This window comes from Streptomyces sp. NPDC029956 (assembly GCF_055574655.1).
Window position 1 is genome coordinate 151626 of the sequence record NZ_JBVHZJ010000010.1, and the last position, 22692, is coordinate 174317.

Sequence of the window (22692 nt, forward strand, 5' to 3'; positions counted from 1 at the left end):
GCCCCATACGCTCGGTCCATGCCCCGCCGCCACATTCACGTGACCGGCGCAGCCGAGGCTCCGCTGCGGGCCGCCCTGCGCGCACTCCGTGCCGAGCTCGCGATCCCCGAGGACTTCCCGCCCGCCGTCCTCGCCGAGGCCGAGGCCGCCGCGAAAGCCCCCCGGCTCCCCGCGCACGACGCCACCGACCTGCCCTTCTTCACCGTCGACCCGCCGACCTCCACCGACCTCGACCAGGCCATGCACCTGGCCCGCAGGTCCGACGGCGGCTACCGCGTCCACTACGCCATCGCCGACGTCGCCGCCTTCGTCACCCCCGGCTCCGCCCTCGACGCCGAGGCCCACCGGCGCGTCCTCACCCTCTACTTCCCCGACGGCAAGGTCCCCCTCCACCCCACCGTCCTCTCCGAAGGAGCCGCCAGCCTCCTCCCCGGCGAACCCCGCCCCGCCCTCCTCTGGCGCATCGACCTCGACGCCGAAGGCCGCCGCGTCGCCACCGACGTCCGCCGCGCCCTCGTCCGCAGCCGCGCCAAACTCGACTACGCGACCGTGCAGCAGCAGATCGACACGGGCACGGCCGAGGAACCCGTGGCCCTCCTCCGGGACATCGGACGCCTCCGCGAGGCCCTCGAGACCGAACGCGGCGGGATCTCCCTCAACGTCCCCGAGCAGGAGATCGTCGAACAGGACCACACCTACTCCCTCGCCTACCGCGCCCCGCACCCCGCCGACGGCTGGAACGCCCAGATCTCCCTGCTCACCGGCATGGCCGCCGCCGACCTCATGACCGCCGCCGGCACCGGCATCCTGCGCACCCTCCCCACCGCCCCCGACGGCGCCGTCGCCCGCCTGCGCCGCTCCGCGCAGGCCCTCGGCGTCGACTGGCCGCACCACGTCTCGTACGCCGACGTCGTCCGGGCCGCCGACCCCACGAACCCGCGCCACGCCGCCTTCCTCCAGGAGTGCACCACCCTGCTCCGGGGCGCCGGATACACCGTCTTCACCGACGGCCACATCCCCACCCCCGCCGTGCACGCCGCCGTCGCCGACGAGTACACCCACTGCACCGCGCCCCTGCGCCGCCTCGTCGACCGGTACGCGGGCGAGCTGTGCGTCGCGGCCGTGGCGGGCGACGAACCGCCCGAGTGGGTACGGGCCGCCCTGCCCGCCCTCCCCGACGAGATGGCCGACGGCTCGCGCCGCGCCAACACCGTGGAGCGGGAGAGCGTCGACATCGTCGAGGCGGCGCTGCTACGGGAACGCGTCGGCGAGATCTTCGACGCGTACGTGATCGACGTGAAGGAACGCGAACCGGCTGTCGGCACCGTCCACCTGGACGACCCGGCGGTCGTCGCCCGCATCGAGGGCGGCGGATCCCGCCTGCCGCTGGGGGAGTGGCTGCGGGTCAGACTCGCGGAGGCGGACCCGGGGACGGCGAAGGTGCTGTTCGCGCCCGCGTGACGGCAGGGCCGAGCTCGCGGTACAGGGCACGCGCGTCGTCGGCGTGGAAGCGGATCAGCCGCACGGGCCGGGGCGCGCCGAAGAACCGGGGCGCGTCGACCGGCTCGGCCAGTTCGACGGTGAGGGAGGTCTGCGAGCCGACGGCCAGGTTCAGCTCGCCCTCGGCCTTCTCGTGCGAGAACACCAGCTCGTGCCGGACGGACGCGATCCGGTCCAGGGGCACCGACACGTCCACGTGCGCGGCCTGCCGGAGCCGCAGGACGTCCCCGGCGAGGGTGTGGGGGCGGGTCGCGGCGGCGGCGTGCAGGCCGAGGACGAACAGCACGGTGTACACGTCCAGGACGAGGACGACCGCATGGACGACGGGCCGGTCGGCGAGCAGATACGACATGCCGACGCTCTCGACCACACACACGAACGTGAAGCCGTACATCAGCGCCGCCTGGTCCCGCGCGTGCGGGAACACGCCGTCGACACCCTCGACCCCGTGCGGGCGCCGTACCATCCACCGCCCGAGACTCGCCATGATCCGCAGCTCGTGCCCCATGATCCGGAGCACGGCCTCCGGTACGAGCTCGGCGACGGCCTCCCGCCGGGACAGCCCCCGGCGCCGCAGCCGCAGATACGAGACGCCCTCGGCGACCGTCAGCGCGACCACGAGGAGCTCGGCACCGGCCCACACGGCGGCGGGTATCCGGACCCCGCCGACGAGAAGAACGGCGAGGACGACCTCCGCGGGGAGGACGACGTAGGCGACGAGCCGGAGAAGGCGCACGCCACCACTCCTGCGACCCGCCGCCGCCACTGCCGCCGTCGCCTCCGCTCCCGTCGTCGGCTCCGCACCCGCCGTCGCCCCTGCTGCCGTCATCGGCTCCGCTCCCGTCGTTCCCGCACCAGGCGCATCGCCAGGTGGATGGCCGCGGACTGCGCGGGCGCGAGGTCCGCGAAGAGGGCGTCCGCGAGGGAGGTGTCGAACGAGCCGGGCTCGTCCGGCCCCCCGGACGGCATGTCCACCCCCAGCTCGTCCGGCAGGCAGCCGGCGAGCACCCGCGCGGCCTCGGCGACCCGGGGGTCGTCCGCCTCCGCCCCGGAGAGCGCGTCGAGCAGCGGGTACACCTCACGCGCGTGCTCGGCCGCCCCCTCCATCAGACCCATCAGCCGGGCCCGCTCCTCCTCGGGCACGACGACGTCCATCAGGGCCAGGATCTGCCGGTCCTTCGCCGCCATCGGCGACTCGGGCAGCTCGCCCAGGCCGGCGAGCAGCGAGGTGAGCTCCGGCGAAAGCGGCCCGTCGGCGGGCAGCCGCCCCGCCCGGGCCTCGTCGAGCAGGGCGGACAGCCGCTCCCGGCGCGCCCGGATCTCCGCCTCCTGACGGGCCAGGTCCTCCGCGAGCTCCTCCAGCACCTCGACGAGCCCGCGCCCCTCGTCGTCGGCGAGCACTCCCCGTACCTCGTCGAGGCCGAGCCCCAGCTCGGTGAGCCGCCGGATGCGGGCGAGCAGGACGGCGTCCCGGACGCCGTACTCCCGGTATCCGTTGGCCCGCCGCGCGGGCTCGGGCAGCAGGCCCGACTGGTGGTAGTGCCGCACGGCGCGGGGGGTGACCCCGACCAGCGCGGCGATCTCGCCGATACGCATGGCCTCAGTAGAAACCCTGACGCTGCGGCAAGGTCAAGCTGTCGCTCCGGGGACCGTCCCCGACCATGTGCCACGATCGGGGGAGCGCCTCTGAGGCCGTCGCCCTCCTGATCGGCGGGTAGCATGGTCGGCACGGCAGACGAGCCGGGCGGGCGGCCGCGTGGAGATCCTCGGATCTTCCCGAGGAACGTCCGGGCTCCACAGAGCAGGGTGGTGGCTAACGGCCACCCGGGGTGACCCGCGGGACAGTGCCACAGAAAACAGACCGCCGGGGACTTCGGTCCCCGGTAAGGGTGAAACGGTGGTGTAAGAGACCACCAGCGCCTGAGGTGACTCAGGCGGCTAGGTAAACCCCACTCGGAGCAAGGTCAAGAGGGGACACCTCGGTGTCCCTGCGCGGATGTTCGAGGGCTGCTCGCCCGAGTCCGCGGGTAGACCGCAGGAGGCCGGTGGCAACGCCGGTCCTAGATGGATGGCCGTCGCCCCGACGACCGTGAGGTCCCGGGGGACAGAACCCGGCGTACAGCCCGACTCGTCTGTCGGCCCACGTGGGGAGGGCCCCCGTCCTGGCGATACGCCCGGGCGGGGGCCCTCCTCGTTCACCCGGCGCCGAGCTCCGGGGAGACCGGCCGCTCGAAGAAGGTCTCCAGGACGACCGTGGCCTGCGTTCCGCTGACCCCGTCGATCGCGTAGATGCGGCGCAGCACGTCCTGCAGCTGCTCCGTCGTCGCCGTCCTCACCTTCACCAGCACCGACGCGCTGCCGGCGATGACGTGTGCCTCCAGGATCTCGGGGAGCGCGGCGAAGTCCTGTGCCGAATCGCCCATCCACGAGACCGAGTCGACCATCACGTACGCCAGGACGGCACCGCCCACCGCCGCCGGGTCCACCTCGACGGTGGTGCGGCGGATGGCGCCGCGCTCCCTCAGCTTCCGTACGCGCTCGTGGGCCGCTCCGGCCGAGAGGCCCACGGCCTGACCCAGTGCGGCGTAGGACCGGGTGGCGTCCTGCTGGAGGTGCGTCAGCAGGACGCGATCGATGTGATCCACAACTCTCCGTTCGGTTCGATCTTGCGAAGACCGTACCTCATTCGGCAATCTTCCCATCAAGCCGTACAGCATTCATTTGGAACGGCATCTGTGTGGATGGGAAGGAACCCGCATGACCAGCGAGCGCCCCGCACTGTACGAGATGTTCGACGACCGCTTCCGTACCGGCCGCTGCATGAACGGCGACGACGGCCTGGAGGTCCTGTACACCGGCTGCCGCTGGGCCGAGGGCCCGATCTACCTGCCCGCCTGGAGGCAGCTGGTCTGGAGCGACATCCCCAACGACCGCATGCTTCGCTGGGACGAGGAGACCGGCGCCGTCAGCGTCTTCCGCCGCACCGCCGGGCACACCAACGGCAACACCCTCGACCGCCAGGGCCGCCTGATCACCTGTGAGCAGGGCAACCGCCGGGTCACCCGCACCGAACACGACGGCACGCTCACCGTCCTCGCCGACCGCTGGCAGGGCAAGCGCCTGAACAGCCCGAACGACGCGGCCGTCACGTCCGACGGCGCCGTCTGGTTCTCCGACCCGGACTTCGGCATCACCAGCGACTACGAGGGCTACCGCGCGGAGAGCGAGATCGGCTCCAACAACGTCTACCGCATCGATCCCGCCACGGGCGAAGTGCGCCTGGTCGCCGACTGCTTCGCCGCCCCCAACGGCCTCGTGTTCTCGGCCGACGAGCGGCAGCTCTTCGTCTCCGACACCCGGGCGGGCGCCATCCGGGTCTTCGACGTGCGCGAGGACGGGACGCTGTCGGACGGCGCCGTCTTCGCCGAGGCGGGGGCCCGCGAGGCCGCCCGCTTCGACAACCTCCGCTTCGACGACGGCGGCCGGCTCTGGGCGGCCGCGATGGACGACGGCGTGCACTGCTACGACCCGGACGGCACCCTGATCGGGCGGCTGAACGTGCCCGAGGCGGTCGCCAACATCACCTGGGGCGGCGCCAAGCGCAACCGCCTCTTCATCGCCGCCGAGACCAGCCTCTACTCGGTCGTCATGGCCGTCACGGGCACGCACCCGACCGGACCCGGGCGCAGGCCCTGGCTGGACCCGCAGCCCCGCTGAACCGGGCCGACGGGGCGCCTGCCGTCAACGGGCCGCGGGGTGCCTGCCGTTCAGGGGCCGACGGGCGGCCTGCCGTTTCAGGGGCGACGGACCTCGAAGTGGAAGCAGCCGTACTCGACCGCCCGGACGTGGACCAGTGCCACGGCCGGGTCGGCGAAGGCTTCGGCGAAAGCCCGGTCGAAGCCCTCGGACGTGTCCTCCGGAATCTCCAGGAGCCGGCCCCCGACGATGCGGCCCGCCGCGTCGTAGCGGCGCAGGGTCCGGAGCGCTTCCGCACGGGCGAAGGGGTACGTCTCCGAGGCCGCGGGCCCGCCGCACTCCTCCGCGTGGACGAAGACGGGGCCCTGCTCGTCGTACGCGCCCGGCTCGGCCCCCGTCTCGGCCGCCCAGCGCCGCAGCGGCGCGTACGAGACGAGCGCGATCCGCTCGCCCGGGACGGAGAGACGCAGACAGCAGCGGAGCGGATCGCCGCCCTCGCCGGCGGCGTACGGAACGCAGGCGCGGCCCGCGTCGTCGGTGACGCGCAGCTCGGCGAGGGCGGCGGGCGCGATGGCGCGGGCGTCGTAGGCGATCGTGCTGGAGGTCTGGGTGCTCATACGGCCAGCGTCGCGCGCCGGGGACGCGGCCGCTGGCGCAATTCGGACGCGGCGCTGCGGGTGGGGACCCGCGCCGTGAGGGTCGCCGTGTCCGGAGGGTTGGAGCGTCGCGGGGGTCAGAGCGGCGCGAGCCGACGGTGCAGGAGGCAGAACTCGTTGCCCTCCGGGTCGACCAGGACGTGCCAGTTCTCCTTCCCGGTCTGACCGACGTCCGCCGGCCTGGCGCCGAGCGCGAGCAGCCGCTCCAGCTCGGCGTCCTGGTCGCGGTCGGTGGGGTTCACGTCGATGTGGAGCGGGAGCTTCCCGGTCCGCGGGTCGCTGCTGGGACTCAGGACGAGAGTCGGCTGCGGGCCCCCGAAACCGGCGTCGGGCGGCCCGATCTCGATGCTTCCGTCGTCATCACGGCCGAGTTCGACGTAACCGAGGACCTCGCTCCAGAAGGAGGCGAGCCGGTCGGGATCGGCGCAGTCGATGACCAGTTCACTGATGCGGCATGCCATGGCGGCCAGTCTAGGCAGGAGGGCGCAGCCAATTGGTGTACCAGGCCCGGAAGTCGGCGTACGCGGGGACGAAGCCGCCCCGGTCCGGATCCAGCCACCAGACCTCGCCCGCGCGCGGCCCCGTCACGACCAGCCGGACGTACATGCCGCAGCCCTCTTCCGCCAGCGTGAGCGTGCCCGGAGTCAGTTCCTCCTCCCGGCCGCCGATCGCTCCGGTGAGGGGGTCGGTGAGGGGGAATCGCGTCGCGAGCCGGCCCGGCCTACGGTCCTCCTCCCACTCGCCGTCCACGGCCCAGTCGTCCCCCGCCTCCGGGCGGGGAGTCGCCAACGGCAGCAACCCATGGGCCGGGCCGGCGGGGCCGTCGCCCACCTCCGCCACGAAGTCACGGTAGTCCAGGGGGAGTCGGATGCCGTGCTCCTCCTCGAACGCGCGGATCTCCGCCTCGGGGAGCGCGGGACGCAGCTCGTACCGATGCGTGTCCGACCCGAAAAGCGTCCGCTCCGGGTCTCGCGCCGCCATCTCCCGTATCCGGGCACGCACCTCGGCCCCGTCCCAGCTCGCCATGTCGTGACCCTACGCCTGCGCCTCTGCCTGACCGTCACCCGATCGCGGCGGGTCCGCCGCCGACGCGGCGACCGACAGGAGCCTCTCCGCCAGCGCCCGGCAGCGGTCCCTGAGCTCCGGGGGATCGAGCAGCTCGAACTCGTGCCCCAGGAGGAGTACGTGCACGAGCACGCGGTCGAGACTCGCCGCGCCGCTCAGGACCTCGCAACGGTCCGCGCCCCGCTCGTGAACGACCGCAGCCGAGGACGGGACCTGAGCGCGGACCGTCTCCGCCGGCGCGTGCACGAGGAAGCGTGCCTGATGGGCGTAGACCCGGCTCGTCACCCCCTCCTGCACGTACTCCGCCGCGTCCGGCGCCTGGCGGGGGCGGAAGCGCCACGTCCGGGCCGCCACCGCCGTCATCCTGTCCACGCGGAAGGTGCGCCAGTCGTCACGGTCGAGGTCGTACGCGAGGAGGTACCAGCGCCGGTCGGAGGCGACGAGGCGGTGGGGCTCGACCCGGCGGGAGCGTGTCGTGCCTCCGGAGGGATAGTCGAAGCCCGCCTCGACCTCCTCGCGGCAGGCGCGGGCCAGCGTCAGGAGGACATCGGAGCCGACCGGTGCGCGGCCCGTGCCGAAGAACTCCACCGAGCCCGACAGGGTGCGGACCTCGTGCCGCAGCCGGGTCGGCAGGACATGGTCCAGCTTGGTCAGCGCCCGGAGCGTGGCGTCGCCGGAGCCGGCGGCCGCGCCGGCGAGCAGGGAGACCGCCGTCGCGATCGCCTCCTCGTCGTCGAGGAGGAGGGGCGGCAGGTCCTGCCCCCGGCCCAGCCGGTAGCCGCCGCCCACTCCCAGGTCGGCGTGGACCGGATAGCCCAGGGTGCGCAGCCGCTCCACGTCACGCCGCACGGTGCGCGGAGTGACGCCGAGCCGGTCGGCGAGCTCGGGGCCGGACCAGACCCGGCGCTGTTGCAGCAGCCCGAGGAGGGTGAGTACCCGCTCCGTCGTCCCCCGCTCGGTCGTCCCCGGCTCGTCCATGTGGCCCAGCCTGCCAGAGGTGGCGGACCGATCCTGTCCGCCTTGGGTGTCAGGGTGGATCCATCACACCGCAAGGAAGGGAGCAGCACGATGAGCCGCGAATTCCAGGTCACGTTCGACGCGCACGACCCGGGGGCGCTGTCGACCTTCTGGCGCGACGTGCTGGGTTACGTCCATCCCGGCCCGCCGGGAGTCGACCTGCCGGAGGGGGCGGACCCGATGGCCGCGTGGGACGAGTTCCTGGCGAAGCTGGGAGTGCCGGAGGAGGAGCGCAACACGCGATCGGCCCTGGAGGACCCGGAGGGGCGGGGGCCGAGGGTGTTCTTCCAGCAGGTGCCGGAGGGCAAGGTGGCGAAGAACCGGGTCCACCTCGATGTCAGGACGGCGCCGGGGCTGGAGGGGGAGGAGCGGATGACCGTGCTGGAGGCCGAATGCGAACGGCTGGTCGCGCTGGGAGGGAAGCGGCTGCGCCGCTTCGAACCGGCACCGCCGATGAGTGACGGATGGATCGTCATGGCGGACCCGGAGGGGAACGAGTTCTGCCTGGATTGAGCGGGGGGTGGGGGTGGGGGCGCTAGGGGCGGAAGAGGGCCCTTGGGGTGGGCGTGCCGTGTGGGTTTCTGGTGGGACCGCCCTCTCTCCGAGAGTCGCTCCTTCCGGTGGTGCGTCAAGGGCGCTCCCTGCGGTCGCGTCGCTGCGCGATGGCCTTCGGCCACCCTTGACCCACCACCTCCAGGAGCGAAAACACTCTCGGAGGGCGGTCCGGGGGGCGGGGTCCACGCCGGGCTTCGGGCAGCGGTCGGCGTGGGAGGGCGTGTGCCGGTCGGTGGGTGGGGGCTTGGCTAGCGGCGGGGGCCGGTGGCGCGGTTCCGGTGGTTCGGGGTGCGCGGTTGTTGGATGGGGCGGTCGGGCTCCGGCTCAGCGGCGAAGGCCGTCCGGGGTGGGGCTTCAGGCCCCGCTGGTCACTCCTGGCGGGTGGGGCGTGAGTAACTGCGCATTACGCCGAGTAACACACCCCTGGATATACGGACAGAAACGCCTAATCGCCCTTCTCGGGCGGTGAAAGTGCAGGAAACTCCCGCGACCCGCTCCCCACCACCCACCAACAGCGACCAGCGGGGCCTGAAGTCCGACCCGAGGACTTCGGCCGGCCGCTAAGCGCCGCCGGGCCGCCCCATTCAACAACCGCGCACCCCGAACCCACCAGCACCGCGCCCACCGGCCCCCGCCGCTAGCCGAGCCCCCACCCACCGGCCGACGGGCGCAGGCGGCGAGTGGCCACTGCCCGAAGCCCCGCGCGGCCACGCCCCCCGGGCGCCCTCCGAGTGTGAAAAGGCGGCCTCCGCCGCCGGGTCAAGGGTGGCCGAAGGCCATCGGCGAAGCCGACTTGCCCTTGACGCGGTGGTGGAGGCCGCCACACTCGGAAAGAGGGCGGCCGCACCAGAAGCCCGCTCGGAACCCTCGCCCCAGAAACCTCAGAGACCCGCACCCGCACCCCAGCCCCAACCCCCCCTCACCCGCACAAAGCCGTATCCACGACCCTCAGCACCCCCTTCACGGCCGACTCCTCCGTCGGGATGCTCGTCACCGCCACGTTCGCCGCCCTGCCGCCGTCCGTCACCCCGCCCCTGGTCTCGTAGCCCGCGATGTCGCCGCCGTGGCCCCAGTAGGCCCCTCCGCACGACAGCGGCCTCTTCATGAGCCCCAACCCGTAGTGGAACTCCGTCCCTTCGATGGGGACCGTCGTCCGCATCTCGTCGCGCTGCGCCTTGCGCAGCAGGCGATCGCCGCCGAGCAGCGCGCCGAAGAAGCGGTTCAGGTCCGAGTTCGTCGAGATCATCTGCCCCGCCGCCCAGCCCGCCGACGGGTCGATCTCCGTGAAGTCGCGCAGCGGCTCACCCTCCCCCGTCCGGTGGTACCCCTTCGGGTGCGCCTCCCTGATGCTCCTGTCCCCCTGCGCGGGGAAGTACGTGTGCCGCAGCCCGATCCTCCTGACCACCCGCCGGTCGATCTCCTCGGCCAACGGGCGTCCCGTCACCTTCTGGACGATCAGGCCCGCCAGGACGTAATTCGTGTTGCTGTAACTCCACCCCTTCCCCGGCTCGAACTCCGCCTCGTGCTCGAGCGCCAGGTCGACGAGGTCGCGCGGCTCGAAGTACCGGTGCAGCATCTCCTCGTCGCTGATGTGCGCCCCGTAATCGGGGATCCCACTCGTGTGCTGCAGCAGCTGACGGACCGTGATCCTGCCCCCGTCGATTCCCTTCCCCCGCACCAACCTCGGCAGATACGTGTCGACCGACTTCTCCAGGTCGACCTTCCCCTCACCGACCAGCTGCAGCACGACCACCGCCGTGAACGTCTTCGTGTTGCTCCCGATCCGCACCTGGCCGTCCCTGGGCACCTTCGCGCCCGTGGCCAGGTCTCCGACCCCGGCCGTGTACGTGCGTGCATGCCCCCTGCCGTCCTGGACGCTCGCCAGCGCCGCCGGCTGTCCTTCGCGCACCAGGGCGTTCAGGCCCTGCTGCACGGCGTCCGGCCGTGTCGCGGCGACCGCCGCGGGCGGCGCCAGGGCGCCCGCCGTCATGACCGCGACGACCACCGCCGCCGCGGCCGCGGCGCCTCCGCGTCGGAGGCTCCTCCGCGGCCGGGAGAGGCGGAACCCCGTCGCCCTCGTCCTCGTACCCGTCTTCATCGCGCGCCTGTCCATCGGCTGTCCTTCCGTCGATCGGGCAGGACACGATCATGTTTTCCGCGGCCTTCGAACGCATCGCGGAAACGCGGGAGAAGTTCCTCCCCCGATCGGGGGAGGCCTTCCGGGAACGGCCCGTTCATACTGGCCGATGATGATCAAGGCACTCCGGCCGCTGGTGCGCCGCTCCACGTACGCGGGCGCGCTGTTCGCCTATGCGGCGGCCCTCGCGAGCCTCCCCCTGCTGTCCTTCGCCCTGCTTCCGGCGCTGGCGTGGCGATCCGCCCCCGAGGGCCTCCTGTCCGTCGTGGTGCTGGTGGTCTGGGCCGCCCTGATCGCCCTGGTCGGCCTGGCCCGCACCACGCGGCGGGTGCTGGTCCTGGCCGCCCGTCGGCTGTTGTACGTGGTGCTGCCCGAGCCCTCCGCCGCACGCCCGCCCACGACTTCGCCCGAAGCCGGACCGGCCGCGGCCGTTCCCGCCGCACCTTCTGCGCTCCCCGCCTCCGACCGCTGGCGGACTCCCCTCTGGCTGCTGCTGCATGTGACCCTCGGCTGGACGGGCGCTCTCGCGAGCGGGCTGCTGCTCTTCCTGGCCCTGGCCCTTCCGGGGGGCTGGCTGCGCGCCGAGCTGGCGCTGAGCCTGTTCGGCCGGTCCGCACGGGTGACGGGCGGCTGGCAGAGCTGGGCCGTGGCGTTCGGCTGTCTGCTGCTCGCCGCGGTGGTCTGCGTCCTCGTGACGCGCGCCCTGCGGTGGTCGGCGCCCCGGCTCCTCGGGCCGTCGACGGCCGAGCGGCTCGCCCTCGCGGCCGAGCGGGAGCTGCGGCTGGCCGAACGCAACCGGCTGGCGCACGAGTTGCACGACTCCATCGGGCACACGCTGACGACGACCACGATCCAGGCCGCGGTGGCGGGCGAGCTGATGTCCACCGACCCGGCTGCGGCCCGGGCCGCCCTGCGCAGCATCGAGGAGTCGGCCCGGGCCGCGCTGGAGGACCTGGACTACGTCCTCGGCGTCCTGCGCGACCGGGACGCCGGGACGGACAGGAGTACGGGGGCGGAGGAGACCGCCGGGGCGGAGGCGGGCGACGGGACGGTCGCGGCCGTGCCGACCCGTACCCTGGCCGATCTGCCCGAGCTGCTCGAACGGGTGCGGCACACGGGCGCGGTGGTGGAGTGGGAGGGGTCGGGGGATCCGGCGCAGGTGCGGGGGACGCTGTCCCGGGCCGCGTATCGCATCCTCCAGGAGGGGCTGACCAACGCCGTCCGGCACGGTGCCGGCGGTCCGGTCACGGTACGGGTGGCGGCCGGGCCGGACGTGCTGGAGCTTGAGGTGGTCAACGAGACGGGGAGCGCCGTGCGTTCGGCCCGCCCGCGGGCGTTCCCGACGTCCGGGCACGGGCTGCCCGGTCTTGCCGAGCGCGTACGCCTCCTGCACGGCGAGATCGACGCGGGCCCGGACGGGCCGAGCCGCTGGCGGCTGGCGGTCAGGCTGCCCGTACGGTTGTCGGCATGACCGGCTCCGACACCACCGAGACCGTCACGACGCTCCTGATCGCGGACGACGACGAGGTGACCCGTACCGGTCTGCGCACCCTGCTCGCCGCGCAGCCGGGGATCGAGGTGGTCGGGGAGGCCGCCGACGGTGTCGAGGTGGTCGAGCTGGCGCGGCGGCTGCGGCCGGACGTGGTCCTGATGGACGTACGGATGCCCCGGCGCAACGGGATCGAGGCCACCCGCCACCTGCTCGCGGAGTCGTACGAGTCGGCGGGGGCGGGAGAGGGGACGCGTTCCTCGACGCCGCCGAAGGTCGTCGTGATCACCACCTTCGAGAACGACGACTACGTCACCGCCGCGCTGAGCGCCGGTGCCGGCGGGTTCGTGCTCAAGCGGCTCCCGGTCCGGCAGATCGCGGAGGCCGTACGGGTGGTGGCGGCGGGCGAGGCGATCCTCTTCCCGGCGGCCCTGCGCCGGATGGTGGCCGCCCGTCCGCTGGACTCGGCGGAGGCGCTGCCGAAGGCGGCGCTGACGGGGCGGGAGGAGGAGGTGCTGCGGCTGATGGCCACCGGTCTGTCCAACCCGGAGATCGCGGAGTCCCTCACGGTGAGCCTGGAGACGGTCAAGACGCACGTCGGGAACGTTCTGACCAAGCTCGGCGCGCAGAACAGGACGCACGCGGTGGTCATCGCGTACGAGTCGGGCCTGGTGGTGCCGGGCTTCACCGGCTGACGGGGGAGGGACGAACGCCCGCCCCGTCCGGGGTCCGGAGGGGGCGCGCGTCGCCGGTCGACCGGTTCAGGCGAGGACCTCGATCCGCCACTGCGGGTCCCGGTCGTCCGTACGGACGAAGATGCGCTTCGGGAGCAGGGAGCGGTCCTCGAACAGGTCGCGGCCGAGGGCCAGACCGTTCTGGTCGATCACGTACGTGCCGTCCCGGAGGTCGGCGATCGAGGTGACGGTGGTGAGCGCGACGGTGGTGCCGTCGCCCTCGACGCGCTGGAGGCGCCAGACGGAGGCGGGGGAGTCGTCGGGGCGGGCGACGACGGGGGCGCGCTCGGTGCCTTCCGAGGTGATGGTCTCCTCGGTCCCCTTGGCGGTGAGCCGGAAGCCCTCGTCGTGCCGGGTGATCAGCCACTCCCCGGCGCGGGTCGGATCGACGAGGAAGCCGACGACGGCCCCGTCCTCGACCCCGACCGGGGCCTCCTTCGCGTACAGCTTGACGACCTTGCCGGCGTGCGACATCGCTCCTCCTGGGTTGAGTGCGTGCGGTGGTACGCCGGACAGTGCCCGTACGGCCGCGCACGATGCCAGCGAACACGCAGGTCATAGGCTGGGTGGAGCTGAGAAGTCGTCAGGGAGGGGCAGCTTCCGCGCGCCGTGGCGCGGGATCGGGCCGGGGGCGGGGATCGGAGCGGGCGGCCGGGAAGACCTGTCGTACCCCTCCGCTAGGGTGCGCGGATGATATTCGGACGAGGGCGGTTTCCGGCCGCCGTGACAGCTTTCGAGACGGCGGTCCGTGCGCAGGACGCCGGCGCCGCGGAGAAGGCCTTCGGGGAGTTGACCGCGACGGTCGACAAGGCCGGGGACGCGGAACTCCACGAGGCCGCCCCGCGTCTCGCGGCCGTCCTGGCCGAGGTCCCGCCCGGGCCGCGCGGGATCGTCGCCGTGGTGATCGGGGCCTGTGTCGAAAGGGGCGCGAACCCGACGGACTGCGCGCCTGCCGTCCTCGCGCAGGCGCGCGAGGCCTTCGCGGCGGCTGCGGTGTTCTGCGAGAAGTGGACGGCGGCGGGTCGTGGCGATCTGCCCGGCCACGAGGGGGAGGGCCTGGAGGGGGCGGACTTCGAGCGGATCGGTTTCGAGCCGGTCCTGGCCTGGCAGTCGCTCCCGCAGTTCGAGATGGCCTGTGTGGCCATGCTCAACTCGCCCGCCGTACGGCGGAGCGCCCCCGGGAAGGCCGAGTTGCGGGCCGCCGTGGCACGGGTGTCGGAGTTGTCGGACGAGCCGTTCAAGTGCCTGGCGTACGCGCTCGACGTCCTCGACGACGAGCCGGTCGTCGCGATCGACCGGGGCACCGGCGCGGGGTTCGCGCTGCGCGCCTCCGGCATCGGCGACAACTTCCAGCTGCACACGCTCCTTGCCGCCGTCCTCGTCGGCGGCGGGCACCTGCCGGGCCGGGCGCCCTCGGCCGAGGCCGTCGCCATGTGCCGGGACCTGCCCGGTCAGACGCTCACCACGGGGTCGTTCAACCTGGTCGGCGCGGACGGCGAGTGGATCTGGAACGAGGGCTGCCCCGCCGACATCCCGGTCGTGGACGGCGTACGCCTGGTCGTCCTCGACCCGCCCCCGTACGAGCGGAGCTGGCCGGCCGGGAGGTTCCTCCCCGGGATGGTCGGCGACCTGGTCCTGGAGCGCGTTCTGGAGGCGGAGGAGATTGGTGCGTTGCTCGCCCAGGTGGCCCAGCCCGTCCGCTGACACGCGGCAGGCGCACGGCGTGTTCGCCGGGGAGGCCGGATCGGGCGGTGTACGGCTAGGGCATGACCATTCCCGTGGAGCGGCTCACCGATCCGGCCGTGCGTGCGTTCGTCGCGGCCCTCAACGCCAATGACCAGACGGCTTTCCGGGAGGCTCTGGCTTCCGGTGCCACCATGTCCGACGACGGGTCCGAGCGGGACCTCGCGGAGTGGACCGAGCGGGAGATCTTCTCCTCGCGCGGGCACATGGAGATCGAGTCCGAGAAGAGCGGCGGGCGCGACATCGTCGCGCGTTTCCGGAACGACACCTGGGGCGAGATGAAGACCCGCTGGCATTTCGGCGTGGAGGGCGGCAAGGTCTCCCGGTTCGAGACCGGGCAGGCCTGACCCCGCCTCCGCGCCTTCCGCTGTCCACCGGCCGTCCGTCGGGCGGGCTATCCCCGTCCGATGTACGGCATCGCCGTCGCCATCACCGTCGCGAACTGCACGTTCGCCTCCAGCGGCAGTGCCGCCATGTGCACCACCGTCGCCGCCACGTCCGCCGCGTCCATCACGGGTTCCGCCGCCAGTTCGCCGTTGGCCTGGAGGATGCCGGTCTGCATGCGGGCCGTCATCTCCGTCGCCGCGTTGCCGATGTCGAGCTGGCCGCAGGCGATCCGGTAGGGGCGTCCGTCGAGCGAAAGGGACTTCGTCAGGCCCGTCATGGCGTGCTTCGTCGCCGTGTACGCGATCGAGTGCGGGCGCGGTACGTGGGCCGAGATCGAGCCGTTGTTGATGATCCGGCCGCCCTGCGGTGACTGCTCCTTCATGGTCCGGAAGGCCGCCTGGGCGCAGAGGAACGCGCCCGTCAGGTTGACGTCGACGACCGCGCGCCACGTGTCCGGGTCCAGGTCCTCGACGGGGACGCCGCCGCCCGCGAACGTACCGGCGTTGTTGAAGAGCATGTCGACGCGGCCGTAGCGGTCGCGTACGGCCGTGAAGAGGGCCGTCACCTCCTCCGCCGAGGTCACGTCCGTCGGGACGGCCAGGAAGTCGCCGGCCGGCAGGGCCGCCGCCGTCTCATCGAGGGCGTCCGCCCGCCGTCCCGCCAGGGCCACCGACCAGCCTGCCGCCGCGAGGGCGAGGGCCACACTCCGGCCGATGCCCGATCCCGCTCCCGTCACCACTGCGATGCTCATGGGCGCGCAGCGTACGCGAGACGTGTGCCCCATGAACTCATTGTCCCGACACGTGGATGTTCTGTACCCGACAACGTGAGGTCGTCCCGCCCCCCTCGAATGACGGACGGACAGCATCCGTCTGGGGAGGGCCACATGAACCGCGTACACGACGTTCACGAGCATTCCGAGGAACTCCGCTCCGCCGCACGTCACTTGGGGCGTCGCCGGTTCCTCACCGTCACCGGGGCCGCCGCCGCGCTCGCCTTCGCCACGCAGCTGCCGGTCGCAGGCTCCGCGGCCGCCGCCGAGCTCGACGGGCGCCGGATATCCGAGGACCCGTTCACCCTCGGCGTGGCGTCCGGCGACCCGCTGCCCGGCTCGGTCCTGCTCTGGACCCGGCTCGCGCCGCGCCCCTTCGAGCCCGGCGGCGGCCTGCCCGCCGAGCGGGTGTCCGTCCACTGGGAGCTCGCCCGCGACGAGCGCTTCACCCGGACCGTCCGCCGCGGCCGGGCCACCGCGCACCCGGAGTTCTCACACACGGTGCACGTCGAGGTCGAGCACCTCGACGCCGACCGGGAGTTCTTCTACCGGTTCCGGGTCGGCGACTGGATCAGCCCCGTCGGCCGTACCCGCACCGCACCCGCCCCCTGGGCCCGCAACGCCGGCCTGAAGCTCGCCGCCGTCTCCTGCCAGGCGTACCACGACGGGTACTTCACGGCCTACCGCCACCTCGCGGAGGAGGACGTCGACGTCGTCTTCCATCTCGGCGACTACCTCTACGAATACGCCGTGAACGCCACCGGCGGCGCCCGCGCCTACACCGACCGGACACTCCCGGCCGTCTTCAACCGCGAGACGCTCACCCTGGACGACTACCGGCTCCGGTACGGGCTCTACAAGTCGGACCCCGACCTGCGCGCCGCGCACGCCGCCCACCCCTTCGTCGTCACCTGGGACGACCACGAGACCGAGAACAACTACGCGGGCGGCACACCGGAGAACGACGTCCCGCCGGAGGAGTTCCTGCTCCGCCGCGCCGCCGCCTACCGCGCCTACTGGGAGCACCAGCCGCTCCGCACGCCCCAGCGGCCCCAGGGACCCGACATGCGGCTCTACCGCCGGCTGCGCTTCGGGCGGCTCGCCCAGTTCGACATCCTCGACACCCGCCAGTACCGCTCCGACCAGGCGTACGGCGACGGCTGGCAGGTCCCGGGCCCGGAGTCCGAGAACCCGGCACGGACGATGACCGGGGCCACGCAGGAGCGGTGGCTGCTGGACGGCTGGCGCGGCTCCCGCTCCCGCTGGAACGTCCTGCCGCAGCAGGTCGTGTTCGCCGAGCGCCGCGACCGCGCCACGGCCGACTTCAAGCTCTCGATGGATTCCTGGGACGGCTACCCCGCCTCCCGGCAGCGGCTCCTCGCCGGTGCCGAGGCCGCCGGGGTCGAGAACCTGATGGTGCTCACCGGGGACGTCCACGTCGGCTACGGCCTCGACATCAAGGCCGACTTCCGCGAGCCGGCCTCCCGGACCGTCGGCACCGAGATCGTCGCCACCTCGATCAGCAGCGGCAAGGACGGCGCCGACCGTCCGTCGAACTACGACAAGCTCATGCAGGCCAACCCGCACCTGAGGTTCTTCAACGGGCGGCGCGGCTATGTGACGGTCGCGCTCGGCGAGGACACCGCCCGGGCCGACTTCCGCACGGTGCCGTACGTGACGACCCAGGGCGCTCCCGTCACGACGGCCGCCTCCTTCGTCACGGAGGCGGGCGACCCGGGCCTGAAGCCCGCGTGACCGCGCGCCTCAGGCCCGCGTGACGTCGGGCCTCAGGCCCCCGCGACCCGGGCCTCAAGCCCGCGTGACCACCGCTTCCTGGGGGTAGCGGACGCCGATGCGGTCCCGTACCGCGTCGAGCGTCCGCATCACCGCGAGCGAGCCGTCGAGGGGGACGAGCGGGGACTCCGTCACGCCCGCCCGCAGACAGCGCATGACCTCGGCGGCCTCGTGCCGGAGGGAGTGGGGGTCGTCCGACGACGTGATCTCCTCCGGCTCGTGGCCGTTGCGGTGCAGGGTGAAGCGTTCCGGGAAGAAGAAGCCGCGCGGGATGTCGATCCGGCCGAGCGAGCCCGTCACCGAGGCCGTCAGCGGGGTGTCCGCGTCGAGCGAGCAGGACAGGACCGCCGAGGCCCCCGAGTCCGACCAGCCGAGCAGCATGCCGGTGTTCAGGTCGACGCCCTCCGGCGAGAGCAGGGCGTGCGCGTGGACCGTGTCGGGCTCGCCGAGGATCAGCTGAGCGAACGACACCGGGTACACGCCCAGGTCGAGCAGCGCACCGCCGCCCACCGCCGGGTCCCGCAGCCGGTGGTCCGCCGGGAACGGGCCCGCGAGCCCGAAGTCCGCCTGGACGGTCCTGATCTCGCCGATCGCCCCGTCGCGGACCAGCTCCGTGAGGCGCCGGATCAGCGGGTTGCAGTACATCCACATGGCCTCCATCAGGAAGAGGCCGCGGTCCCGGGACAGTGTGACGAGTTCCTCCGCCTCGCGGGCGTTGAGCGTGAGAGCCTTCTCGCAGAGCACCGCCTTGCCCGCCTCCAGGGCGCGGCCGGCCGCCTCCCGGTGCGCGTGGTGCGGGGTCGCCACGTACACCACGTCGACGTCCTCGTCGGCGAAGAGCCCGGCCCAGTCGCCGTACGCGCGCGGAATGCCGAAGCGGTCCGCGAAGGCCTTGGCGGACGCCTCCGTACGGGACGCCACCGCGACGACCTCCGCGCCGTCGAGCGTCAGCAGGTCCGTGGCGAACCGCTCCGCTATGCCGCCCGTCGCCAGGATTCCCCAGCGCACCGTCTTACCCATGTTCCCCACCCGTCCCCATCTGTCCCACTGGTCCCGCAGAGGTCTCGACCATGCCGGTCGAGCTGAGAGCATAGGCAAGGATTCAACGAAATGGAGCGGTCGATGCCGGAGAGCGGCCAGAAAACAACACAAGGGCACATAACCGAAAGAGCCCCCGAGCCGACAGGCACCACGACCGCCCGGCGCACCGGGCTGCTCGTCACCCTCGTCCTCGGCGGGCTCACCGCACTGCCCCCGCTCTCCATGGACATGTACCTCCCGGCCCTGCCCGAGGTCACCGGCGCGCTGAACGCCCCCGCCGCGACCGTCCAGCTCACCCTCACCGCCTGCCTCGCCGGCATGGCCCTCGGCCAGCTCGTCGTCGGCCCCATGAGCGACAAGTGGGGCCGCCGCCGCCCGCTGCTCATCGGCATGATCGTGTACGTCCTCGCCACCGCCGTCTGCGCCCTGGCCCCCACCGCCGAGACACTGATCGGGTTCCGGCTGCTCCAGGGCCTCGCCGGAGCCGCCGGCATCGTCATCGCCCGCGCGGTCGTCCGCGACCTGTACGACGGCGTGGAGATGGCCCGGTTCTTCTCCACCCTGATGCTGATCTCCGGCGTCGCCCCGATCATCGCGCCGCTCATCGGCGGCCAGATCCTGCGGATCACCGACTGGCGGGGCGTCTTCCACGTCCTCACCGTCATCGGCATCCTCCTCACCCTCGTCGTCTGGCGCTTCCTCGCCGAGACACTGCCGCCCGAGCGCCGGCACGAGGGCGGGGTCGGCCAGGCCCTGCGCACCATGAAGGGGCTGCTCGCCGACCGCGTCTTCGCCGGGTACATGCTGACCGGCGGCCTCGCCTTCGCCGCCCTCTTCGCGTACATCTCCGCCTCGCCGTTCGTCGTCCAGGAGATCTACGGGGCCTCACCGCAGACGTTCAGCCTGCTCTTCGGCCTCAACTCGATCGGCCTCGTCGCCGTCGGCCAGATCAACGGCAAGCTGCTCGTCGGCCGCGTCAGCCTCGACAAGGCGCTCGCCTGGGGCCTCGGGACCATCCTCGTCGCCTCCCTCGCGCTGCTCCTCATGACCAGCGGCGTCTTCGGGAAGGTCGGGCTCGTGCCGATCGCGGCCGGACTCTTCGTCCTGATGTCCGCGATGGGCCTCGCCATGCCGAACACCAACGCCCAGGCACTGATGCGCACCCCGCACGCCGCCGGCTCCGCGTCCGCGCTGCTCGGCACGACGTCGTTCCTCGTCGGTGCCGTCGCCTCCCCGCTCGTCGGCATCGCCGGCGAACACACCGCCGTCCCGATGGCGGTCGTCCAGCTGACCTGCGCCGTCCTGGCGCTGGCCTGCTTCCTCGGCCTGTGCAGGCCGTGGCAGACGGCCGGGGCGGCCGGGACGGTCAAGGCGGCCTCGGGGAGCTAGGTCGGTCGTCCCACTCCCGCCGGTGCGCCTCAGGTCGTTCCGCCGCCGGGGGTGTCACGATCTCCGGGACGGGCGGGAGGTCGGGGATGTGCCACTACTGCGGGTGCCGCGAGATCCCGCTGATCAAGGAGTTCATCGCCGAGCACGAGTCGGTCACCGACCTCGCCGGGGACGCCGTGCGCGCGCTCGGCAGCGGCGACCGCGACCGCGCCCGGACGCTGGCCGCGCGGATCGCCGTCGAACTCCGGGCCCACTGGGCGGGGGAGGAACGGGGACTGTTCGCGGTCATGCGGGAGAACGAGGAGTACACGGCGTACGTCGACGCCCTCGCCCTGGAACACCGGGAGCTCGCCGCCTTCCTCGACGGACTCGACCTCGGCTCGGCCGAGCAGCGCGCGGCGTTCGTCCGCGCCGTCGACGAGCTCCACACGCACATCGCCAAGGAGGAGGACGGCCTCTTCCCGGCCTCCCTGACCGAACTCACGGGTGAGCAGTGGGACCGGTCCATCGACGCGTGGCGGACGGTCCACTCCCGGGACCCGCTGCCGGGCTGACCCGACGGCGCCCGGTGTATCGCCCGCGCCCGCCCGGTTCCGCCCGGTGCGGCGCAGGGGGCTCCGCGCCCCGCCGAAGCCACCGGTCCCGCCGCCTAGACTGTCTCGGTGAACGCCTCCGCTCCCTCCGCCGACTCCCTGCGCGCCGCCCTCGCCGGGCTCCTCGACGGGCTGCCGCCCAAGCAGGCCGCCCAGGCCGTCGACCGGCTGATCGCCAACTACCGGGGGACCACCCCGACGGACGCCCCCGTGCTGCGCGACCGCTCCGACGTCGCCGCGTACGCCGCGTACCGGATGCCGGCGACCTTCGAGGCGGTACGGGGCGCCCTCGACGCCCTGCGCGTGGCGGCGCCCGACTGGGAGCCGCGTACCCACACCGACGTCGGCGGCGGTACGGGCGCGGCGAGCTGGGCCGTCGCCGAGGCCTGGGAGGAGCAGCCGCCCCGCACCACCGTCCTCGACTGGGCGGAGCCGGCCCTCGCCCTCGGGCGCGAGCTCGCCGCCGGAGCCCTGGACGCCGAGTGGCGCACGGCCAGGATCGGCGGCGCGCTGCGGCTCGCCGACACGGACCTCGTCACCGTCTCCTACGTGCTCAAGGAGCTGACCGAGGCCGACCGGGCCGCCCTCGTGACCGAGGCGGCGCGGGCCGCGCAGACCGTCGTGATCGTCGAGCCCGGCACCCCCGACGGCTACGAGCGGATCATCGCGGCCCGCACCCTGCTGATCGAGGCCGGGTTCACGGTCGCCGCGCCCTGCCCGCACAGCGGGGCCTGCCCGATCGAGCCGGGCACGGACTGGTGCCACTTCTCGGCCCGGGTCAGCCGTTCCTCGCTGCACCGGAAGGTGAAGGGCGGTTCGCTGCCGTACGAGGACGAGAAGTACAGCTACGTGGCGGCGACGCGGTTCGCGCCCACGCCGGTCGCCTCGCGCATCACCCGCAGGCCGCAGATCCGCAAGGGACTGGTCCTCTTCGACCTGTGCGGCCCGGACGGTCTGACCCGCGAAACGGTCACCAAGCGCCACGGCTCGCTCTACAAGCAGGCCCGTGACGCGGAGTGGGGCGACTCCTGGCCGCCGGAGGACGAGGGCTGAGAGCCGCCGCCCGGCCGGGTGCGGCGGGGGGCCGCAGCCCTCGCGGCGTCGACCCTCGGGTCGACGCCGCCGGGCCGGCCAGGACGCCGCGGGCCTCGACCCGTGGGCTAGGACTCCAGGGGCAGGGGCCCCGTGGTCCGGGGCCGCAGCTCCTGGGTGCAGCACTTCACGCTGCCGCCGCCCTTGAGCAGTTCGCCCAGGTCCATGCCGATCGGCTCGAAGCCCCGCTGTCGCAGCGGGTCGAAGAGGCCCACCGCCGCCTGGGGGAGGAGGACGTTCCGGCCGTCGCTGACGGCGTTCAGACCGAGCGCCGCCGCGTCCGTCTCCGTCGCGATCAGGGCGTCGGGGAAGAGCCGGGCGAGCACCGCGCGGCTGCCGGGGGAGAAGGCGTCCGGGTAGTACATGACCTCGTCGCCCGCGTCGTCCAGGACGCACAGCGCCGTGTCCAGGTGGTAGTACCGCGGGTCCACCAGTTCGAGGCCGATCACCGGGCGGCCGAAGAACTCCTGCGCCTCGTCGTGCGAGAGCGGGCTGGACCGGAATCCGCGCCCGGCGAGGATCCAGGAGGCGGTGACGGCGAAGTCCCCCTCGCCCTCGTTGACGTGGTCCGGAGCCCGCACGTCGTCGGCTGCCCAACCGTTTCCTCGGAACCAGTCCAGATGCGCCCCGGCCTCGGCCGCGCGCTCCGCGTGGGCGAACTTCGCCCCGAGGACCCGGCCGTCGACGACAGTGGCGCCGTTCGCCGCGAAGACCATGTCCGGGAGCGCCGGGTCGGGGGCGAGGAGCTCCACCGTGTGGCCGAGCGCGCGGTAGCGGTCGCGCAGGTCCTCCCACTGGGTGAGGGCGAGCGGCAGGTCGACCGGTTTCGTGGGGTCCATCCAGGGGTTGATGGAGTACGTCACCGTGAAGTGCGCGGGTGGGCACATCAGATAACGGCGGGGCGAGGACGTGCGCGGAGTGGTGCGCAATGAGGGCTCCTCACGGACGGGTGGTCAGAGGCGTCCGGCGGGGTCGGATCCGCCGGATCGGTGACCCCATGGTCCGCCTTCCGGGCCCGCCGCGCTGTGGACC

23 protein-coding genes and 1 other RNA gene are annotated in these 22692 nt (G+C 73.0%); 12 read left to right on the forward strand and 12 right to left on the reverse strand.

Annotated elements, in window-relative coordinates; all coding sequences use genetic code 11:
* The first annotated feature begins 18 nt into the window (after positions 1-18).
* Positions 19-1461 carry an RNB domain-containing ribonuclease gene (locus tag ACZ4XX_RS11035; protein ID WP_468507631.1) on the forward strand — a complete coding sequence of 481 codons (1443 nt, stop codon included), beginning with the start codon at positions 19-21 and terminating at the stop codon, positions 1459-1461.
* Here ACZ4XX_RS11035 and ACZ4XX_RS11040 read toward each other — a convergent pair.
* Both ACZ4XX_RS11040 and ACZ4XX_RS11045 read right to left on the reverse strand, forming a co-directional pair.
* The gene (locus tag ACZ4XX_RS11040) at positions 1406-2329 is read right to left on the reverse strand and encodes a hypothetical protein (RefSeq protein ID WP_468507632.1); all 924 of its coding nucleotides are present in this window, start codon (positions 2327-2329) and stop codon (positions 1406-1408) included. The genes ACZ4XX_RS11035 and ACZ4XX_RS11040 overlap by 56 nt on opposite strands.
* The gene (locus ACZ4XX_RS11045; RefSeq protein ID WP_468507633.1) at positions 2326-3096 is read right to left on the reverse strand and encodes a MerR family transcriptional regulator; all 771 of its coding nucleotides are present in this window, start codon (positions 3094-3096) and stop codon (positions 2326-2328) included. The genes ACZ4XX_RS11040 and ACZ4XX_RS11045 overlap by 4 nt, the downstream gene beginning before the upstream one ends.
* Positions 3097-3236: 140 nt before the next feature.
* On the opposite strand from ACZ4XX_RS11045, the gene rnpB reads away from it, so the two are divergent.
* Positions 3237-3635, forward strand: an RNA gene (gene rnpB / locus ACZ4XX_RS11050) — RNase P RNA component class A.
* A 60-nt stretch (positions 3636-3695) separates the two neighbouring features.
* Here rnpB and ACZ4XX_RS11055 read toward each other — a convergent pair.
* The gene (locus ACZ4XX_RS11055) at positions 3696-4145 is read right to left on the reverse strand and encodes an Lrp/AsnC family transcriptional regulator (RefSeq protein WP_468507634.1); all 450 of its coding nucleotides are present in this window, start codon (positions 4143-4145) and stop codon (positions 3696-3698) included.
* A gap of 112 nt (positions 4146-4257) precedes the next feature.
* Here ACZ4XX_RS11055 and ACZ4XX_RS11060 point away from each other — a divergent pair, with 112 nt between their 5' ends.
* The gene (locus tag ACZ4XX_RS11060) at positions 4258-5217 is read left to right on the forward strand and encodes an SMP-30/gluconolactonase/LRE family protein (protein ID WP_468507635.1); all 960 of its coding nucleotides are present in this window, start codon (positions 4258-4260) and stop codon (positions 5215-5217) included.
* Positions 5218-5294: 77 nt separating this feature from the next.
* On the opposite strand, the gene ACZ4XX_RS11065 is transcribed toward ACZ4XX_RS11060, so the two are convergent.
* The 4 genes from ACZ4XX_RS11065 to ACZ4XX_RS11080 form a co-directional block, all read right to left on the reverse strand.
* The gene (locus tag ACZ4XX_RS11065) at positions 5295-5813 is read right to left on the reverse strand and encodes a DUF1203 domain-containing protein (RefSeq protein WP_468507636.1); all 519 of its coding nucleotides are present in this window, start codon (positions 5811-5813) and stop codon (positions 5295-5297) included.
* 116 nt (positions 5814-5929) lie between these two features.
* Positions 5930-6313, reverse strand: a complete 384-nt coding sequence (locus tag ACZ4XX_RS11070) for a VOC family protein (RefSeq protein WP_468507637.1) — start codon at positions 6311-6313, stop codon at positions 5930-5932.
* Positions 6314-6323: 10 nt separating this feature from the next.
* A complete protein-coding gene (locus ACZ4XX_RS11075) occupies positions 6324-6878 on the reverse strand; it encodes an SMI1/KNR4 family protein (protein WP_468507638.1) in 555 nt (184 codons plus the stop codon).
* Between the two features lie 9 nt (positions 6879-6887).
* The gene (locus ACZ4XX_RS11080) at positions 6888-7895 is read right to left on the reverse strand and encodes a helix-turn-helix transcriptional regulator (protein ID WP_468507639.1); all 1008 of its coding nucleotides are present in this window, start codon (positions 7893-7895) and stop codon (positions 6888-6890) included.
* Between the two features lie 90 nt (positions 7896-7985).
* Between ACZ4XX_RS11080 and ACZ4XX_RS11085 the strand changes: the two genes are divergently transcribed.
* A complete protein-coding gene (locus ACZ4XX_RS11085; protein ID WP_468507640.1) occupies positions 7986-8447 on the forward strand; it encodes a VOC family protein in 462 nt (153 codons plus the stop codon).
* 961 nt (positions 8448-9408) lie between these two features.
* Here the strand turns inward: ACZ4XX_RS11085 and ACZ4XX_RS11090 are convergent.
* Positions 9409-10479: a serine hydrolase domain-containing protein gene (locus tag ACZ4XX_RS11090; RefSeq protein WP_468507682.1), complete on the reverse strand. Its 1071-nt coding sequence runs from the start codon at positions 10477-10479 to the stop codon at positions 9409-9411.
* Positions 10480-10738: 259 nt separating this feature from the next.
* Here ACZ4XX_RS11090 and ACZ4XX_RS11095 point away from each other — a divergent pair, with 259 nt between their 5' ends.
* Together ACZ4XX_RS11095 and ACZ4XX_RS11100 are read left to right on the forward strand one after the other, a co-directional pair.
* The gene (locus ACZ4XX_RS11095; protein ID WP_468507641.1) at positions 10739-12097 is read left to right on the forward strand and encodes a sensor histidine kinase; all 1359 of its coding nucleotides are present in this window, start codon (positions 10739-10741) and stop codon (positions 12095-12097) included.
* On the forward strand, positions 12094-12810 hold the full coding sequence (locus ACZ4XX_RS11100; protein ID WP_468507642.1) for a response regulator: 717 nt from the start codon (positions 12094-12096) through the stop codon (positions 12808-12810). The genes ACZ4XX_RS11095 and ACZ4XX_RS11100 overlap by 4 nt, the downstream gene beginning before the upstream one ends.
* Positions 12811-12876: 66 nt before the next feature.
* Here the strand turns inward: ACZ4XX_RS11100 and ACZ4XX_RS11105 are convergent, their stop codons facing one another.
* On the reverse strand, positions 12877-13323 hold the full coding sequence (locus ACZ4XX_RS11105) for a hypothetical protein (protein WP_468507643.1): 447 nt from the start codon (positions 13321-13323) through the stop codon (positions 12877-12879).
* A gap of 249 nt (positions 13324-13572) precedes the next feature.
* Between ACZ4XX_RS11105 and ACZ4XX_RS11110 the strand changes: the two genes are divergently transcribed.
* Together ACZ4XX_RS11110 and ACZ4XX_RS11115 are read left to right on the forward strand one after the other, a co-directional pair.
* Positions 13573-14553: a hypothetical protein gene (locus ACZ4XX_RS11110; protein WP_468507644.1), complete on the forward strand. Its 981-nt coding sequence runs from the start codon at positions 13573-13575 to the stop codon at positions 14551-14553.
* A gap of 62 nt (positions 14554-14615) precedes the next feature.
* Entirely contained in the window at positions 14616-14939 is a 324-nt protein-coding gene (locus tag ACZ4XX_RS11115) for a nuclear transport factor 2 family protein (RefSeq protein ID WP_468507645.1), read from the forward strand.
* 47 nt (positions 14940-14986) lie between these two features.
* Here ACZ4XX_RS11115 and ACZ4XX_RS11120 read toward each other — a convergent pair whose 3' ends face one another.
* Positions 14987-15763 carry an SDR family oxidoreductase gene (locus ACZ4XX_RS11120; RefSeq protein WP_468507646.1) on the reverse strand — a complete coding sequence of 259 codons (777 nt, stop codon included), beginning with the start codon at positions 15761-15763 and terminating at the stop codon, positions 14987-14989.
* Between the two features lie 102 nt (positions 15764-15865).
* On the opposite strand from ACZ4XX_RS11120, the gene ACZ4XX_RS11125 reads away from it, so the two are divergent.
* Positions 15866-17506 carry an alkaline phosphatase D family protein gene (locus ACZ4XX_RS11125; RefSeq protein ID WP_468507647.1) on the forward strand — a complete coding sequence of 547 codons (1641 nt, stop codon included), beginning with the start codon at positions 15866-15868 and terminating at the stop codon, positions 17504-17506.
* Between the two features lie 54 nt (positions 17507-17560).
* Here ACZ4XX_RS11125 and ACZ4XX_RS11130 read toward each other — a convergent pair whose 3' ends face one another.
* Complete coding sequence (locus ACZ4XX_RS11130) at positions 17561-18565, reverse strand: Gfo/Idh/MocA family protein (protein ID WP_468507648.1); 1005 nt, start codon at positions 18563-18565, stop codon at positions 17561-17563.
* A 102-nt stretch (positions 18566-18667) separates the two neighbouring features.
* Here ACZ4XX_RS11130 and ACZ4XX_RS11135 point away from each other — a divergent pair, with 102 nt between their 5' ends.
* From ACZ4XX_RS11135 to ACZ4XX_RS11145, 3 genes are all read left to right on the forward strand, one after another.
* Positions 18668-19975: a Bcr/CflA family multidrug efflux MFS transporter gene (locus ACZ4XX_RS11135; protein ID WP_468507683.1), complete on the forward strand. Its 1308-nt coding sequence runs from the start codon at positions 18668-18670 to the stop codon at positions 19973-19975.
* A gap of 86 nt (positions 19976-20061) precedes the next feature.
* Complete coding sequence (locus ACZ4XX_RS11140; RefSeq protein WP_468507649.1) at positions 20062-20529, forward strand: hemerythrin domain-containing protein; 468 nt, start codon at positions 20062-20064, stop codon at positions 20527-20529.
* A gap of 108 nt (positions 20530-20637) precedes the next feature.
* Positions 20638-21621 (forward strand): small ribosomal subunit Rsm22 family protein, encoded by a 984-nt coding sequence (locus tag ACZ4XX_RS11145; RefSeq protein ID WP_468507650.1) that lies wholly within the window; start codon positions 20638-20640, stop codon positions 21619-21621.
* Positions 21622-21728: 107 nt separating this feature from the next.
* On the opposite strand, the gene ddaH is transcribed toward ACZ4XX_RS11145, so the two are convergent.
* Positions 21729-22589: a dimethylargininase gene (ddaH, locus tag ACZ4XX_RS11150; RefSeq protein ID WP_468507651.1), complete on the reverse strand. Its 861-nt coding sequence runs from the start codon at positions 22587-22589 to the stop codon at positions 21729-21731.
* Positions 22590-22692 lie beyond the last annotated feature (103 nt).